We start from the raw sequence: 15,232 nt of genomic DNA on the forward strand, positions 1-15,232 counted from the left end.
CCTAACTAATCGTGAGTGGCATATCTACATATCGCTTTTTATTTTCTCGGCTGCTCATCCAAGCCGACTGCCCTATTCTTACCCCTTTGTCAGCAATACTGGTGAGCTTAACTCGGGGTAAGTACTGGCTATTTACGCTCATATATAAATGGTATTTAATGTTGATTCCCATATAGCTACGCACTAAATGATCGATCGCTTTAACCATTTTTTTATCCTGCCGGATGGCCAAATAGTGACGATAATCTCTGGGTCTAATTTTTATACTCAGCTTCTGACCTAGCATTGGTGTGGTTTTACCAAGCAATGCCCCCATCCCTAGCTGGGTATTCTGACCCGACTTGCCTAACTTACTTAACGAACAAGGTGTCAATGGCTGATACTCAAGTTCGCTATGTTCAATTTGAAATTCAGCTTCAAAATAGTCCTCTAACAGCGACTTCAGCGTAATAGGACAAGTAAGCTTTAATCCCAATAGCCCGGTGTATTGAACAAGATGTCGCTGCGGTAAAAAGTCACGGTTCTCAGCCACGCCGCATAAACTCGCCAACATGGAGGTCATCGACTGCTGGTGCTGGTTCCACGTGAAGGTCTCTTCTTCCATCTGACTGGTTAAGTCATGTTTCAATTGCACCTGACAATAGAGACGAAAATAACGATTATTAAAGGTGTCAAAAAACTCAAGGGCCGACTCATTTCCTAAATCAAATTGTGCAGCGAGAGCCTGCTGATACATGGGCCGAGGCATGCTCGCTCGACTCCCAGAAAGGCCAGGTAAAGATGTTTTCACCACATAATGATTGGTGTGGTCCGCGTAGACTTGAGTCACTTGATTCTGGTAATGCGCTGGCAGCGATTCAACACTAAATCGTACACTAGGGCGCGCATCTAAACTGTCCGCTTGATGCTTAAACCATTGCCATACACGCTCAAGATCAGCACGGTTTGTCATCGGCTTAAAATCCATTAGAGAAGACTCTTGCATCCAGTTCTCCTCGGGAAAGCGATATACAACACGTCTTGCCCTTCAAATTTAATATCCACTTGGGTAAAACTATTAAACCCAGCAAAGAAAGCAAAAAATCGGTCAAGAAGGTGGCTAAACATGCTTATTCCGCCGTTCACATTCGTCGGATCAAGTGTCACGGTAATTTTAGTTCCATAAGCAAAACAGGTACGGCCTGAAACTCGAATAGGCGCAACCACTTGCTCTTGGTCAATGGCGACCAAAGATTCAATATAAAGCTGATTTTGTGAACTGTGGTTGTGGTTATACAATTCGAAAACATTCTTTAACGTCGACTTCGGATCATCACTGCCTAAAATAGCGTGATAGTTAAAATGAAGATGACAAAGTAAAGACCACACATTAGTACTATTGTCCTTACTACGGATCGGCATTGAAGGACGTCGAAGTAGACTCATTTCAGCAGGAATCGTGATCGATTCCATGCATGCAACGGCGCTATTGATTGGTAACGAACCAACTCGGCTACCGTTGGTTACAGTGGCATTCACTAACCATGTTTGCTTCGAACTATGCAAACTAGAGTGTTCTAGATCCGCGACATTCAGTACGCTCTTCAAGGCACCACTTTCAAGTAGGTTCTGTACTAACTGCCAACGCAAGCCACTTTGAGAATCACTGTATTTCTCACCGTAAACTTGAGGAACGGTGACCTGTTCAGAAGTTGTTACATCCACCACTTCATCGACGGAAAACAGCTCTAAATCTTGTCCTTGAGTCGCATCAAGAACAATTGGGTAATCCTTCTGCAAAAAATCGATTTCTACAGGATCTGCGACCATGTGGTGCAAATTAACAACAGGGGTAGAAAAAAGGGTAAAATGATCAACCGATAAACTACGAGCAACATCGACACTTAATTCATCAACGTAGATCTGTAGAGTAAAGCGATGTCCTAAGCATTGATTTAAGACTTGATTAAGGTCCACGGTAAAACCATTAAACCGATCCGCAAAAACGAAAAACTCTGTCAGTAATTTGAAACCGCCAAAGCTGGCCGCCTGATACGGTAATATCGTATCTTCGATATCAAACCCTATCGGTTGAATGGCTTGTTTGCCCAAAACATGTCGCTTGCTATCTGTTTGCACACACACTTGGGACGCACCATGAATCAATAAATCGTACAATTTAAGAGCGAAACTACTTTCACCCTTTAAGTGCAGATTCAGTTTATTCATTTCAAGCAGAGAGATATCGATTCCTTCATCAACGGCTGAAATGGTCACTTCAATCAATGCCTTTGCATGTTCGGCACCTGCTGGTTTGATGGTTTCAAATGGTGCAAACGCCACCTTTACTTGTTCAATTTCAACAGGAAATAGATCGAGTTCTTTCGTTGTTCTAAACAGTGCTTTATTACTTTCATCACCAATTTCAAATTCCGTGCCCGCCGGAATACGGTGCGTCGCACTGGCATCATCAGTCACGTTAAAATTCAGCACACTGTACGAAGGAATCGGACGCAAATAGTGAGGGAATAACAAGCGAATTAAACTATCAGTTAACTCTGGAAACGATTCATCGAGTCTCTTTTGTAAACGTCCATTCAGCAGTGCCACACTTTCTATCAATCGCGTAACTTGTGGATCATCAACCCCGTCTTTTGAAATGCCGAGCGCACGAGCAGAACTCGGATGGCGTTCTGCAAACTGCGTTGCTTCGCTGCGAATGAAACTCAGCTCTTGTTCGAAATACTGCAACAATGAATCAGACAAGGTTCGATTTCCTTACATCAAGTTTGTTTCGGCTAAAATCCAATAAAGAATCCAACACAATGGCTTCATCCCCCAGCTGTGAATGCATGATGGCTGAAATACGAAACTGCAGCTGATTGCTCCCAGATGGCTGATCACTCAATTCAATATCAACATGTGCCAATCTTGGCTCATACAAACGGATTAGCTCTGCAATATCCGCCACTAATACATCACTGTTTGATTTACTTTGTGAACGGGTGGCGTTGCCGAGTCCGATATGCACAATCGAACCATTCATTGTTTCAGTTTGAATGCTTTCTGAAGACCAAATTGGTGCTCTACATGAGATTAATGCGCATACGTTTTCTATTATTGCGTCTCTTAAACCATCAATATCGTCTTGCCAGCTACCCTCTAGCTTTGCCATCAAACTCATGCGGACTCTCCAACTTCTTGGCTCGATACCGATGTCTTCAGTACGACTTGGGCATCCATCATTTCATACTGATATTGAGGCTGAAGCATGATCTGACATTGGTAACGAGTGCTGTCTCTTGGATCTTCTTCCATACGAACTTCACAAGCTTTCAATGGGAAACGCGCCATCACAGAATCTTCCCCGTAATCGACTTCACTTATGTAGTGCTGCAACCAACGCTCTAAACTGCGTTTACAATCTTCGGCACTATCATAACGCCCCACTTGATCCCTGATTTGAGCTTTAATGTAATGACCAAATCGACACGCCATTAAGTTGGTTTGCAACATGCCAAGCATACGTTCAGTATCATTTTTCGCCTTCCAGACCGACTGATTACTAAAGAACCCTTTTTGGTCAGTAAGGTACAAACTCGATAAAGGAACAAAGCCTTGCTCTGCCCAAAAACCATCATCTTCAGCAAAAATATCCACCTTGCCGAATAAAGGCTTATCCGTTTGTGTTATCGCACCGTATGAGCCCGTTTCATTATATGAACGCAAAAAACCAAACCAGCTAATTCGGTCAAACTCTCGGATAACATTCATAGCTAACAAGTACGCACTATTACCCCATAGCGAATGTTCTCTGGCATTGGGCTGGTTATAAATAAACCCCGCGAGGTATTGCCGATATGGTTCTCGCTGCAAATATTCAGGTAAAGCCAGATGCAAAAAACGTGATGCCGGGTTGTCTCTTAACAACTGCCACGACATAAAATCACGGCTCTCTAAAATTCGCTTCGCCCGTGAGCTATCATTCAGCTGACGATTAATATCATCGCCAAAAAAATCTTCATCGACCCCGAGAACTACTGGGCATAAAGAGCGCTCAGCTAGTTCAGCTAAAAGCTGTAATGTGTACAGGTCATCGTACTCACCGTCATCGGCATAATCTGACGTAACTCGGTGATCAACCACTACCATCCCATATGGTGTACCACCAGCCGTATCAAATTCATTCGAATAGAGTTTCTTAAACAGGGCGGTCTGCTTTATGTCGAAGGAGTAATTGAGATCGTTCGAGACCATTTTCCAACTGAAATCAAGCAGGCGAATCTTTACTCGACGATTAGAAACGGGTAAATGAGTGAGCGCTTGTAGCCCCAACCACGTTGATTCCAATTGCTGATAGTGTGGTTGACTCATCACTTCATTAAGTTGCTGGCTAATCAGGTGGTCTAGCCCTGCAATAGTTTGTGTTAACAGAGCTTTGAATTGAACAGTTTCCTCACCTTGTGCAAGCTCTAAAAGCTTTTTCCACGGCAAATCAGCAGTCTGATGGGGGGATTCTGTTGTCTTATTATGAGTATTCATCAACTGTCCAATTCAAAGCTATTCGGGGATTTTCATCCCCGAATCGGGTTAACCCGGAATGTTTGCAACCATACGTAGCGAGGTTGATAACTCTTCCATTTGTAACCAAGGACGAAGATAAGCAACGGCAGAGTAAGCACCAGGACGGCCAGCTTGCTCTTCAACAGTCACTTTCGCTTCTACAAGCGGATGATGTGCTTTCGCATCATTACCGATCGCATTTGGATTCACGTACTGATTAATCCAAGTATTCAGATCTTTTTCTACATCGTTTGGATCAAGGTTCGAACCAATACGATCACGACCCATTACTTTCAGGTACTGAGCAATGCGGCTACTTGCCATCGTGTAAGGAAGTCGCGCAGAGATTGCAGCATTCGCCGTCGCATCAGGATCCACATAAGTCTTAGGTTTATGTGTCGTTTGTGCGCCCATAAATACGGCAAAGTTAGTATTTTTGTAATGAACCAGTGGAAGGAAACCAAGATCACTCAGCTCTTTCTCTCGCTCATCGGTCAGGTTCACTTCAGTTGGGCACTGTTGAATTAAATCACCCGCATTTGAATAGTGAGTGAAATTAGGTAAGTTCTGAACTTTACCGCCATTCTCTGTACCACGAATAGCCGTACACCAGCCATACTGAGTGTAAGCTTGAGTCATAAGAAGTCCGAATTCATAAGCGGCATTACTCCAGACGAAATCAGAGTCATCTTTAACAATTTGTTGCCCATTTTCGCGAGTGTTCAGCTCTTCAAACTCAAAAGACTTAACTGGTACGGTTGCCGCTCCGTATGGCTGACGAGCCATCGTCTTAGGCAGCGTCAGTGCGACATAACGAGAATCATCACTTTCACGGAAAGCATTCCAACTAGCATAAGCAGGAGAATCAAAACCAGCCGCGACAGGTTTGCCATCAGCAAAAGTTGCAAATGAACCAAAGTCGAACATGCTCGCATTAGCTGCTGCAATAAATGGAGAATGTGATGCAGAAGCCACTTCGCCCATATAACGCATTAACGCAACATCTTCATCACCGTAGCCAAACTCGTAATCACCAATTAAGGCGCCGTATGGTTGACCACCAGCCGTACCAAATTCTTCTTGGTAAACCATGGTGAAAAAACGACTGCGATCGATAGCAGGAGCATCTTCAAATTGCTCAAGCAGCTCATCTTTGGTGTAATCAGCCAGTTTGATCTTAAGGTCAGGACCAAGCTCACTGTTTTTAACCAATTTCTGTAAACCTAACCACGTACCTTCCAGCTTTTGGAAGTCGTTATTTTTCATTACTGTAGACAATTGTTGAGAAATCTTGCTATCAATGGCGCTGATGGCTTTTTCGATCGTTAGCGTTAGGTTGTTATCCCACGTAACAGTGCCTTCAAGCGCTTGAGACGTTAGAATGCCCAGCAACTCTTTGGTTGTATCAACTGGCGTTTGTGCAGTCGCAGTGATAGCACGATCCAAGAAGCTCGCTGTTGTGCTCTCAACATTGGCTTGTTCGAGAGTTTGTTGTTCAGTCGACATTATTCAGCTCCCTCGTTGTTGAGCCCTAGCTCTTCCGCTAAACCTTGAATAGCATCTGCACTTTGCAGAACTTCTTTCAATAGTTTTTCCAAATCACGAGAACGGTCAGCTTTGCTTAACAGCTCTTTTAATTGATTACGGGTTTGAACCAGCTGTTTTAGCGGATCAATCTGTTGCACCAGTTTTTCTGGATGGAAGTCTTTCATTGAACGAAAGCTCATGCTGACTTCAAACTGACTATCATCATTGGCTAACTTATTATCAACCTTATAAGAAAGCGTTGGATTAATTTGTTCCATAACGGTATCGAAATTATCTTTATCGATTCCGGTAAACTCACGTTCTTCCAGTTCAACTTTATCTGACTCAGGTTTATGTCCTGAGAAATCACCAATAACGCCGACAACAAAAGGCAATTCTTTTGTTTCTACTGCGCCATTTGTTTCAACATCATAAGTAATGCTAACGCGGTTTTTACTCACACGTTTGTGCTGTGAATTCAATGCCATAGATGGGTCCTAATAGATCAATTGATGATCGTAATTAGGTGCCCTACCTAAGGTAAGACACCTAGCAATAGTAATTACTTCGATCCAGAAGTCATTTTGCCTAGAGGTAGGCTGTAAGTAACAAGACCGCCAGAAACCATCTCGCCGCCTTCTTTCTCATAATTATGTTTTTGAGAAATTTCAATGTAAGACAAAGCTAAGCTTTCGTATGGTTGAGAACCATCAGATCCGCTAACGTTGTAAGACACTAAACGTGCATTTTTCAGCATCACTTGGAAGTAAACATCCGCACCTTGGCCATCGTTTTGAGGCTTAGTGAATGCAACTTCTACCGTGCGGCCTTCTTTACCAGGATTGAATAGGTAAGAAAGTAGATCTTCAGATGCACCGTCAACTTGCTTAGAAACGTTAACTTCGCTCATCGCTACCATGCCTGAATCAGCATTGTTACTGTTGCCGATATCCATCGCTACATTACGTACACCGCCCCAAGAGTAAGAAGAGATTGCAAACCAACCATCATCTTTACCTTCTAATGCTTTTACATCTTTAATTGTAGCGCCACCTGTAACATTCAGGCCTTCAACACGCATGTAAATACTTGCCATAATCTTTCTTCCTTATTGGTGAGAATACTGTTACCAAGCTAGTGCAGTTGATGTACTAGATGACGCTTGTAATTCACTCTTTTGTTGTGATTGAGTATCAGCAGTGGAAGCCTCTGATACGGGTTCTTCAGCTTTTACCGACTCAACATTTTGTGAAGGGGACGTAAAAGTTAAAGGGTTTCTAATGTCGACGCTAGGAACATCCACATCCGGCAGCAAAACTTGATCAAGATGATTCAATCCTGCGGCATTAAAAATATTGTTTAAGCTTGTCCCATCTTGCTCTTCCATCATCTCTTTCATCAACTCAGGCAAAGATAGGTAACCCCATCGAATTGCTTTTTCGAGTAAAAAAGATACGGGGCTATGTGGCTCGCTTTGGCGAAAATAATCTGACAGTTCACGTAATTGATGAAACGCTAAGTCTCGGTTCATGCTATTGGTCGACGCGGTCTCAGCTAGGTTGCTAGAACAGAATATTTGTGAAGATTGTTCGGAATTCATGAGCCCCTCCTGAGCACTTACTTGCGTCGAAAGTTGTGCTTTTTGCGGTGTAGGCTCGTCAACTGAAGGCGCTTCATTGGCACCTTCACTTTGCGCACCTTGAGTCGTGGCACTCTTTTTCGGCTCAAATTTCATATTGGTGAGCTGCTGCAACGCATAGTCATACTTAGTCAGTAAACTTTTCAGAAAACCAAAATTGGGTGCACTTACACCTGATATTTGCGAGTAAGCTAGTGTTGTCTTTCTTAAGCGTTCTAACTCCACAAAACAACGATGCACACTTTCAAGCTTTTGAAGTATCTCGGTACGCTCATGCGCTATATTCGAAGAAACGTGTTGCTTTAGTTGGCTAATCGCCCCTTTTTGCTCTGAGCTCTGATATTCAAAGAATGAAACGTCAGCCACCAAGGGCTGTAAAAGAAGCGGTGCATACACCAAGCTACTTTGTTCACTGTCTCCAACCATTTGGAAAAACGCTTTAACTTTCGCTCGAGTTTGCTCCGCCGCCCATCCGGCTTCGGTGTCACTTTTCAGCTTCTCCGGCGCAATCACTGGGTTTAGATGCCCCCATTGATGCTCAACTAATTCAGCAAGCCAATGCAGGGTATTAGCAGCACTATTTAAGGATGGATCGAGTAACATTTGAGAGGTAAAAAACCAACCAATAAGTTCAATATCTCGGCTAGAATTTGAAAGCTGATCAAACAGAGACTCCGATAATTGAAGCCAGTTTTGGTGATTTTCGTCTTTTAAATCATCAAGTACTTCCGCACTTGGATTTTGACTTAATTTACGCAACGATGTTTGCGCAACATTAAATTCATTACGTAATGGGCGAAAGACACTTTTATTATTTTTCAAATAAGGCCCACAGGGTGAGTCTGCGGAAATTGGTTCTATTAGTTGCGAAACATCTTTCAGTGAAAGTAGCATTTTAATCCAAATTCAGATTTATTATTCTTAAAGTCACAAACCCTTTCGGTCTTCGCAATTACGAGATAAAAGCAAAAGATGAGTACAATAAAAAGCACTCAAATATCGAACAAGAAGTGTGATAATACAAGCCTTATTAATTCATTATAAATTAGCATTTACTTATAAATGTCACGCTAAATTAATTATGAAACTTGTTTAATTTAATTTTCTTCTAATCAATACGATTTAAATATCATATTTAACTAAATCGGATTATATATATATGAGATATATAATAAAGTTTTTTTAAGTCATTATTGATGGTCATTTAAGACAAGATAACAGCAACCGGCACTAGATAATACGTAACCACCTGTTTACATAGAATAATTTTAAGAAACACCATCTATAAAAGAACTCATCCAACCAGTGATTTTATAAACTAACCCATCAACCCTTATAAGCAACAATGCATATAATTAATCCAAATTGTAATATCGATATTTTTGATCAATCACTCTATGTTTGGCATTTATTCTAACCAGCAGCACCGTCTTAATTATCAAGTGTTAATATAAGTATTATTTAGATGAAAAAATACCCACATTAGGTTATGGTTGATTTACCTTTATTATTTATAGTAACGATTTCGATATATACTGTATCAGCAACACTTAAACATGTTATTTCACTTGTCTTTTAGAAGGAATAATGAAAACCATGACCAACAATGAATTGGCTTACAACACTCGTCCACTTCAGGTTAAGCTTTCCAATAATCAGCTTTATGTTGCTTCAAAATTAGAATCTAAAGATAGCCTTTCACAAGGAGCGCAACTCACATTATCTATTACTGCAAATGATGAAATAGATTCAAATGTGCTTGGACAAAACATTTCGGTTTCATATAAACAACAGAATGACACTCGTACTTTTCTTGGTTTAGTTACCAGTATTGAGTTAAAAAGTTATAACATTGAAAAATCGTTATATTTCTATGAAGTAGAAGCAAGAGACCCTCTTAGCCTCTTACATTTTCGTATGAATCGCCAAGTTTTTCAAAATATGACGACCATGCAAATTTTAAAATCACTCTTCGGTAATTCTAACTTTAGTAGTTTCTTCGAATTCTCTGTTACTGGTTCCGGAAGAAAACATGATTATTGCATTCAATTGGATGAAAGTGATCTGAGCTTCGCTCAGCGATTGCTTGCGGAAGAAGGGTGGCACTACCATCTTGATCACTCAGGCAACAAGCCTGTCATTATTATTGGGGATTCGAATCATGCCTTTGCATCAATTGACGGCGGAAAGCTGTTTTTTCGAGGTGGAAGCCAATCTAATGATCATCAGTTATCAAATTGGAAAATTAAAAATAGTATCGGCACCGCAAAATTAACCCTAGCGGATCACAATCAAGAGTTAGCCGAAGTTTTTGATACTGGAGAGCGTAAAAGTTCACATCGTGATTCGCCTCAGTCCTTATCAAGTTATTATTATGGGCAAGGCTTTGATGATAAGGGCGATCTTCGCAATGTTGTAAAGCGGCAAATGGAAGCGCTGGATAACTCAAAAGTTCAAGCTTCCGCAACGTCGACTATTAATGACTTATCATGCGGTGCAAAGTTTAAATTAGACAAGCATCCTGTCTCAAGCCTTAATCAAGAGTACCTTATTACCGATATTGTTCATCGTATTATGGCAGACGAATCAGGTCGAAATGTAAGTTACGAAAATTCGTTTCAATGCTGTGATGTCAAAACACCATTTAGGCCTCCTTACATTCACTACCCAGCGGCACAGCAATTACATACAGCAACAGTAACTGGCCCTAAGAATGAAGAGATATACAGGGATAAATATGGTCGAATCAAAATACAATTTCATTGGGATTTAGCGGGTAAAGGAGACGAAAACACCTCCTGTTGGATTCCTGTTTCTCAAGGTGTGGCAAGCAAAGGGTTTGGCGTCCTTTTTCTCCCTCGCGTGGGGGATGAAGTGCTTATTCAATATATTGATGGTAACCCAAATCGACCGGTGGTGATTGGCTCAATATACAATAAAACGAACTCACCCGCTTATTCGTCAGCTTCCCAAAGTGGCATAAAAACTCGAACAACACCAAAAGGAAGCAGTAAGCAAGGCAACGAATTACGCTTCGAAGATCAAAAAGACAAAGAGCACATCTATCTGCATGCCGAGAAAGATCTTTTAATCGATAGCAATAATGATCTAACCACTACCGTTAAAGGCAAAGTGACATCTACTATCGAGAAATCTTCTGAGCTCATTGCCAAAGAAAATATCAGTGCAACCACTGATAAGCAGTTAATAATGCACAGCAAAGAAGACTTGTCTGCAAAAAGTGATAAAAACGTAAACCTTGAATCTGGTGCCAATTCAGAGCTAAAAGCCAAATCATCTGTGATTGTAGATGGTAGTAAAATTTCGATTTCTGGGAAAAGCAAAATAGAGCTAAAAGTTGGAGCCAGTAAAATAGAGATCTCTGCCAGCGGAATTAAATTAGATGCGCCAACGATTTCAATAAATGGAAAAGGAAAAGCCGAAATGAAAGCGTCAATGGTTAACATTGAGGGCAAAGGCAAAACCGATGTGAAAGGGACGCTAGTAACGGTAAATGGTAGCGCCATGACAGAAGTTAAAGCGGGCGCCATGGTCAAAATACAAGGGGCAATAGCCAAGGTAAATTAATGAAACTATTAAAAGTTCCCTATAGTGATTCAAAACAGGTGTTATCTCTTTTTGAGGCGAGTGCGGCGCTGTTACCTCTCGCAGAAAAGCACCTTTTACCGTTCGACCTCATTTATGCCGCCTTTGATGACGAGTTATTTTCAGAAGCGGTGATTTACCTCGCGCATGCATTACCTGTTCGTGAATCAATTTGGTGGGCAAGTTGTTGCGCTTTAAGCCGTCATGACTGGAACGAAGCAGAAGCAAATGCAATTCAAGCCGCTAAATCATGGGTACACAACCCAGATGAAACCAATCGCCGATTTGCAGAAAAAATGGCCGAAACTTCAGGCCTAGATTCAGGTGCTGGCTGGGCTGCACAAGCGGCATTTTGGAGTGGAGGAAGCATGACTGCTCCTAATGATCCTATCGTGCCTCCTCCTGAGTATTTATATGCTCAAGCAGTTGCGGGCAGTATTAACCTAACTGCCGTACTTCCAGATGGAGAGCAAGCAAAAGCGCGTTATAAGACATTTATTGATATTGGAATAGACATTGCCAAAGGTGGTAATGGTCAAATTTTGGAGAGCTAAATGTTACCAGCAGCCAGAGCAACCGACATGCATATGTGTCCAATGCAAACTCCAGCCATCGTACCGATTCCCCATGTAGGGGGGCCGCTGCTTCCCATGCCAACAACGGTGCTCATCGGCAATATGCCTGCGGCAACCGTAGGTCAAATGTGCATTTGCGTTGGACCACCAGATAGTGTGGTAAAAGGCAGCGCCACAGTGCTTGTAAACAGTAAACCGGCCGCTCGAATGGGCGATCTCACCGCCCATGGTGGAACCATAATAATGGGGATGCCTACTGTTTTAATTGGTGGATAATCCCAATACAGAAAAAACACCAATCATCGACTTCTGGTGGTCTAATTGCCCGTTTAGCAGTCGATGAACGCTACAAAGGTAAAGGCTTTGGCGAGTGGCTCCTTATTGATGCACTTAGAAAGCTACTGATAGCGTTGCATTCCCTGTAGTCATTGTTGACGCCAAAGACGGTGCAAAAGACTTCTACGAGCGATATGAATTCCAAGCGTTTCAAGATGCAGAAAATAAACTCTTTATTACTATTTCTGATGTAATAGCGAATTTAGGCTAGTTGACTGCTTGCCTCCTAGCAAACTAACGAGGCTGTAGAATTTCTCCTCGCCCGTCTCAATTCTGATCCTACCGCCATTTCATCATGATATGAGCTTGAACGCACTAACTCCTTGTGATCTAATCTAAATTATTCGCCACGAGACACGGTTATGCCCAACTTCAAAACCGATTACTCGAACCAAAACATGTTCGTCCCTATTATCATCGATGAACAACTCATCCCCGGAACTATCGAGTAGGCTTTGTTGCGTAATTCAATGGAACTAAATCCAGAACCTACGATCTGATCTGCTACGTCCACTATCTCTCGTAGCCTCATGCCTAAACCACGTTACAAAACAACCAACTGGAAGCAATACAACCAATCACTTATTAACCGTGGCTCTTTGACCTTTTGGATTGATGAAGAAGCGATAAGCGGGTGGGCGCAAAGCAAACAGAATAAGCGCGGGAGGCCACGTCGGTTCAGTGATTTAGCCATCACGACAGCACTAATGGTGAAACGAGTTTTTTCTATGCCGCTGAGAGCGCTGCAAGGATTTATCGACTCGATATTTAGGTTAGCCCATGTACCGTTAAGTTGTCCGCATTACACCTGCATCAGCCGTAGAGCCAAGCAAGTTGAGGTCTCATTTAAGACTAAAACGAGAGGAGCGATACAGCACCTAGCCATTGATGCAACTGGCCTTAAGGTTTATGGCGAAGGTGAATGGAAAGTCAAAAAACACGGGACGGATGGCAGGCGCAGAGTCTGGCGAAAGCTACATATTGCCGTCGATACAAGCACTCATGAAATTATTGCAGCCGAGCTAAGTTTATCGACGGTTACGGATGGGGAAGTTCTCCCGAACTTACTGAAACAAACACGCCGCAGTATCCTTGAGGTATCTGGTGATGGGGCTTACGACACGAGAGCGTGTCATGCTGCTATTAATATTAAGGGAGCCATTGCTCTTATTCCCCCAAGAGAGGGGGCAGCTTTCTGGGAGCGTGGTCACCCTCGCAATTTCGCCGTGGGTTGTCAGAAGTTATACAGCTCGAATAAGTATTGGAAAAAGCGGTATGGATACCATAAACGTTCATTGTCAGAAACAGCGATGTATCGAGTTAAACAGTTGCTAGGAGGACGGTTGAGCTTAAGAAATTACAATGCACAAGTGGGTGAAACTTACGCGATGATAAAAGCGTTGAATAAGCTCACTAGGCTAGGTATGCCTGAAACTTGTCGTATTGACTAAAAAGCATGCAAAACGGGCGGCTCTGTCTCTAAACTGAATTACGCAACAAAGCCACGCCGATATTGATGAAAAGAAGCGGCCACGCAAGTATGCGACGCGGTGTCGTAAGAAGAAACTTATTAAGTGGCAAATATGGATTATCAATATCAGTTAAAACAAAGAGCATGAAACTAGACCAAAATACACACCCTACTAACAGGTACTGGAATTGCCACTCATGCATCTCTCGAACGACCCCGCTTAATTCAGAGCAGTACGAGTAAAACCAAGTGTACCCTTTAATGAAAAACTCTAAGTTCGTACTCGGCTCGACTAGATTAGAACTAGTTAATAGACCTAAAATTCCTGTAAATGTAAAATATGCCCCACCTAGGGCCATGATATAACTATATGGTTTCATTCTTTGACCATCTGATGATTAACCTCAAAGCACATAACGCCGCGTTAAGTAGTGAGCAACGCGACCACCTAACCTAAACCATTGCACCGTAAACACAAAACCCAGCCTTGAGCTGAGAATACCAAGCGTTGGGAATCTGTCTTAAACGCCTTGTTATACGCGTTACCACGGTTTAGTTAAGACACTTTCCATTCTTTCAAACTCAACTGGTGATAAGTCACACTGAAACATATACTTGTCATTGCCTAGTGTATGCAATTCAGCAAGGTATCCAGTAAAGTAATTATGATGATTACTCTCCCTTAAACTGATTAGACGCAATACAGTACCTGGCTTTATCGCCCATCCTGTAACGTCTCCAGCGCGGTAGTAGAGCCAACCATCACTTCGACTTAAGTAAATTGAATGTGTAGTACATTTTTTATAGTCTTTAGTCTTGAAAAAACACCTATACAACGCCACTAACGGCTGAAAACCTAACTTAGTTTCTATCTGCCACTCGAATGATTCCATTTATGGACCCCACCATATAGCTTATAACGCCCAATTAAGGTGCGACAACGCTATAACACCCAAGCTAAACCATTGCACCGAAAACACTAAATTCAAATCAGAGTGAAATCTGCAAGCGTTGGGAGTCACTCTTAAATTGTTTGTTATAAGCGTGTTTCGTTTACCACGTTCTATCTAAATCCTCGGCGTACAAAGAAATAGCGCGTTTATACTCTATTATTGCGTCACTACTAGTGGTTGAAATTAGCAACTCAAGAAGCAAAGCGGTCGCTTCTTTATGACGCCCTAGGTTGTAGAGGCACATTGCATAGAAAGGCTGAACCTCCATAGAATCAGGGTACTCATTCAGAGTTTGCTCGAAATACGTAAGCGCATCTGAGTAGTTACCAAGACTTCGATAGGTGCTCGCCAAGCCAAATAAAGCATCGAACCGTTCTACTGACGATAGTAAACCCGACAGAGATGACAGATAATGACCAACTGCTTCTTGCTCTTTACCTTCATTATCATATGACCACGCAATTTGCAGGTGAGCCTTAGCAACATAGTTTTCATCGTTCAATAACGTTGAAAGCAAAGCTCTAGACTCTTGATATCGAGCTTCTTTGCGCAATTCAATGGCTTGTTTGATGATGATTTCCAT

14 protein-coding genes and 1 pseudogene are annotated in these 15,232 nt (G+C 42.1%); 5 read left to right on the forward strand and 10 right to left on the reverse strand.

The genetic code is table 11. The features are described from left to right. Position 1 precedes the first annotated feature (1 nt). From L4C39_RS16610 to L4C39_RS16645, 8 genes are all read right to left on the reverse strand, one after another. Complete coding sequence (locus L4C39_RS16610; protein ID WP_171757455.1) at positions 2-985, reverse strand: type VI secretion system baseplate subunit TssG; 984 nt, start codon at positions 983-985, stop codon at positions 2-4. After that, on the reverse strand, positions 967-2,745 hold the full coding sequence (tssF, locus tag L4C39_RS16615) for a type VI secretion system baseplate subunit TssF (protein WP_429747013.1): 1,779 nt from the start codon (positions 2,743-2,745) through the stop codon (positions 967-969). Before tssF ends, L4C39_RS16610 begins: the two co-directional genes overlap by 19 nt. Continuing rightward, on the reverse strand, positions 2,738-3,163 hold the full coding sequence (locus L4C39_RS16620) for a GPW/gp25 family protein (RefSeq protein ID WP_429747015.1): 426 nt from the start codon (positions 3,161-3,163) through the stop codon (positions 2,738-2,740). The genes tssF and L4C39_RS16620 overlap by 8 nt, the downstream gene beginning before the upstream one ends. Then, a complete protein-coding gene (locus L4C39_RS16625) occupies positions 3,160-4,521 on the reverse strand; it encodes a type VI secretion system contractile sheath domain-containing protein (protein ID WP_429747017.1) in 1,362 nt (453 codons plus the stop codon). The genes L4C39_RS16620 and L4C39_RS16625 overlap by 4 nt, the downstream gene beginning before the upstream one ends. Before the next feature lie 48 nt (positions 4,522-4,569). Further along, entirely contained in the window at positions 4,570-6,048 is a 1,479-nt protein-coding gene (gene tssC / locus L4C39_RS16630) for a type VI secretion system contractile sheath large subunit (RefSeq protein WP_017052340.1), read from the reverse strand. Continuing rightward, entirely contained in the window at positions 6,048-6,557 is a 510-nt protein-coding gene (gene tssB, locus L4C39_RS16635) for a type VI secretion system contractile sheath small subunit (RefSeq protein WP_017052339.1), read from the reverse strand. The genes tssC and tssB overlap by 1 nt, the downstream gene beginning before the upstream one ends. A 74-nt stretch (positions 6,558-6,631) precedes the next feature. Next, on the reverse strand, positions 6,632-7,165 hold the full coding sequence (locus L4C39_RS16640) for an Hcp family type VI secretion system effector (protein ID WP_017052338.1): 534 nt from the start codon (positions 7,163-7,165) through the stop codon (positions 6,632-6,634). 30 nt (positions 7,166-7,195) lie between these two features. After that, complete coding sequence (locus L4C39_RS16645; RefSeq protein WP_017052337.1) at positions 7,196-8,602, reverse strand: type VI secretion system protein TssA; 1,407 nt, start codon at positions 8,600-8,602, stop codon at positions 7,196-7,198. Between the two features lie 702 nt (positions 8,603-9,304). Between L4C39_RS16645 and L4C39_RS16650 the strand changes: the two genes are divergently transcribed. From L4C39_RS16650 to L4C39_RS16670, 5 genes and pseudogenes are all read left to right on the forward strand, one after another. After that, positions 9,305-11,296 carry a type VI secretion system Vgr family protein gene (locus L4C39_RS16650; protein ID WP_029203340.1) on the forward strand — a complete coding sequence of 664 codons (1,992 nt, stop codon included), beginning with the start codon at positions 9,305-9,307 and terminating at the stop codon, positions 11,294-11,296. After that, positions 11,296-11,868, forward strand: coding sequence for a DUF6931 family protein (locus tag L4C39_RS16655; protein WP_429747020.1), 573 nt, complete (start codon positions 11,296-11,298; stop codon positions 11,866-11,868). Before L4C39_RS16650 ends, L4C39_RS16655 begins: the two co-directional genes overlap by 1 nt. After that, entirely contained in the window at positions 11,869-12,165 is a 297-nt protein-coding gene (locus L4C39_RS16660; protein WP_017052334.1) for a PAAR domain-containing protein, read from the forward strand. Positions 12,166-12,170: 5 nt separating this feature from the next. After that, a pseudogene (locus L4C39_RS16665) lies at positions 12,171-12,436 on the forward strand (GNAT family N-acetyltransferase); the annotation flags it as partial. Between the two features lie 319 nt (positions 12,437-12,755). Then, positions 12,756-13,676: an IS5 family transposase gene (locus tag L4C39_RS16670; RefSeq protein ID WP_429747022.1), complete on the forward strand. Its 921-nt coding sequence runs from the start codon at positions 12,756-12,758 to the stop codon at positions 13,674-13,676. Between the two features lie 562 nt (positions 13,677-14,238). Here the strand turns inward: L4C39_RS16670 and L4C39_RS16675 are convergent. Beyond that, positions 14,239-14,589 (reverse strand): hypothetical protein, encoded by a 351-nt coding sequence (locus L4C39_RS16675; protein ID WP_429747024.1) that lies wholly within the window; start codon positions 14,587-14,589, stop codon positions 14,239-14,241. A gap of 160 nt (positions 14,590-14,749) precedes the next feature. Next, a partial coding sequence (locus tag L4C39_RS16680) for a tetratricopeptide repeat protein (protein ID WP_429747026.1) occupies positions 14,750-15,232 on the reverse strand: 483 nt, incomplete at its 5' end.

This window comes from Vibrio clamense (genome assembly GCF_050337905.1).
GTDB classification, from domain to species: Bacteria; Pseudomonadota; Gammaproteobacteria; order Enterobacterales; family Vibrionaceae; genus Vibrio; species Vibrio cortegadensis.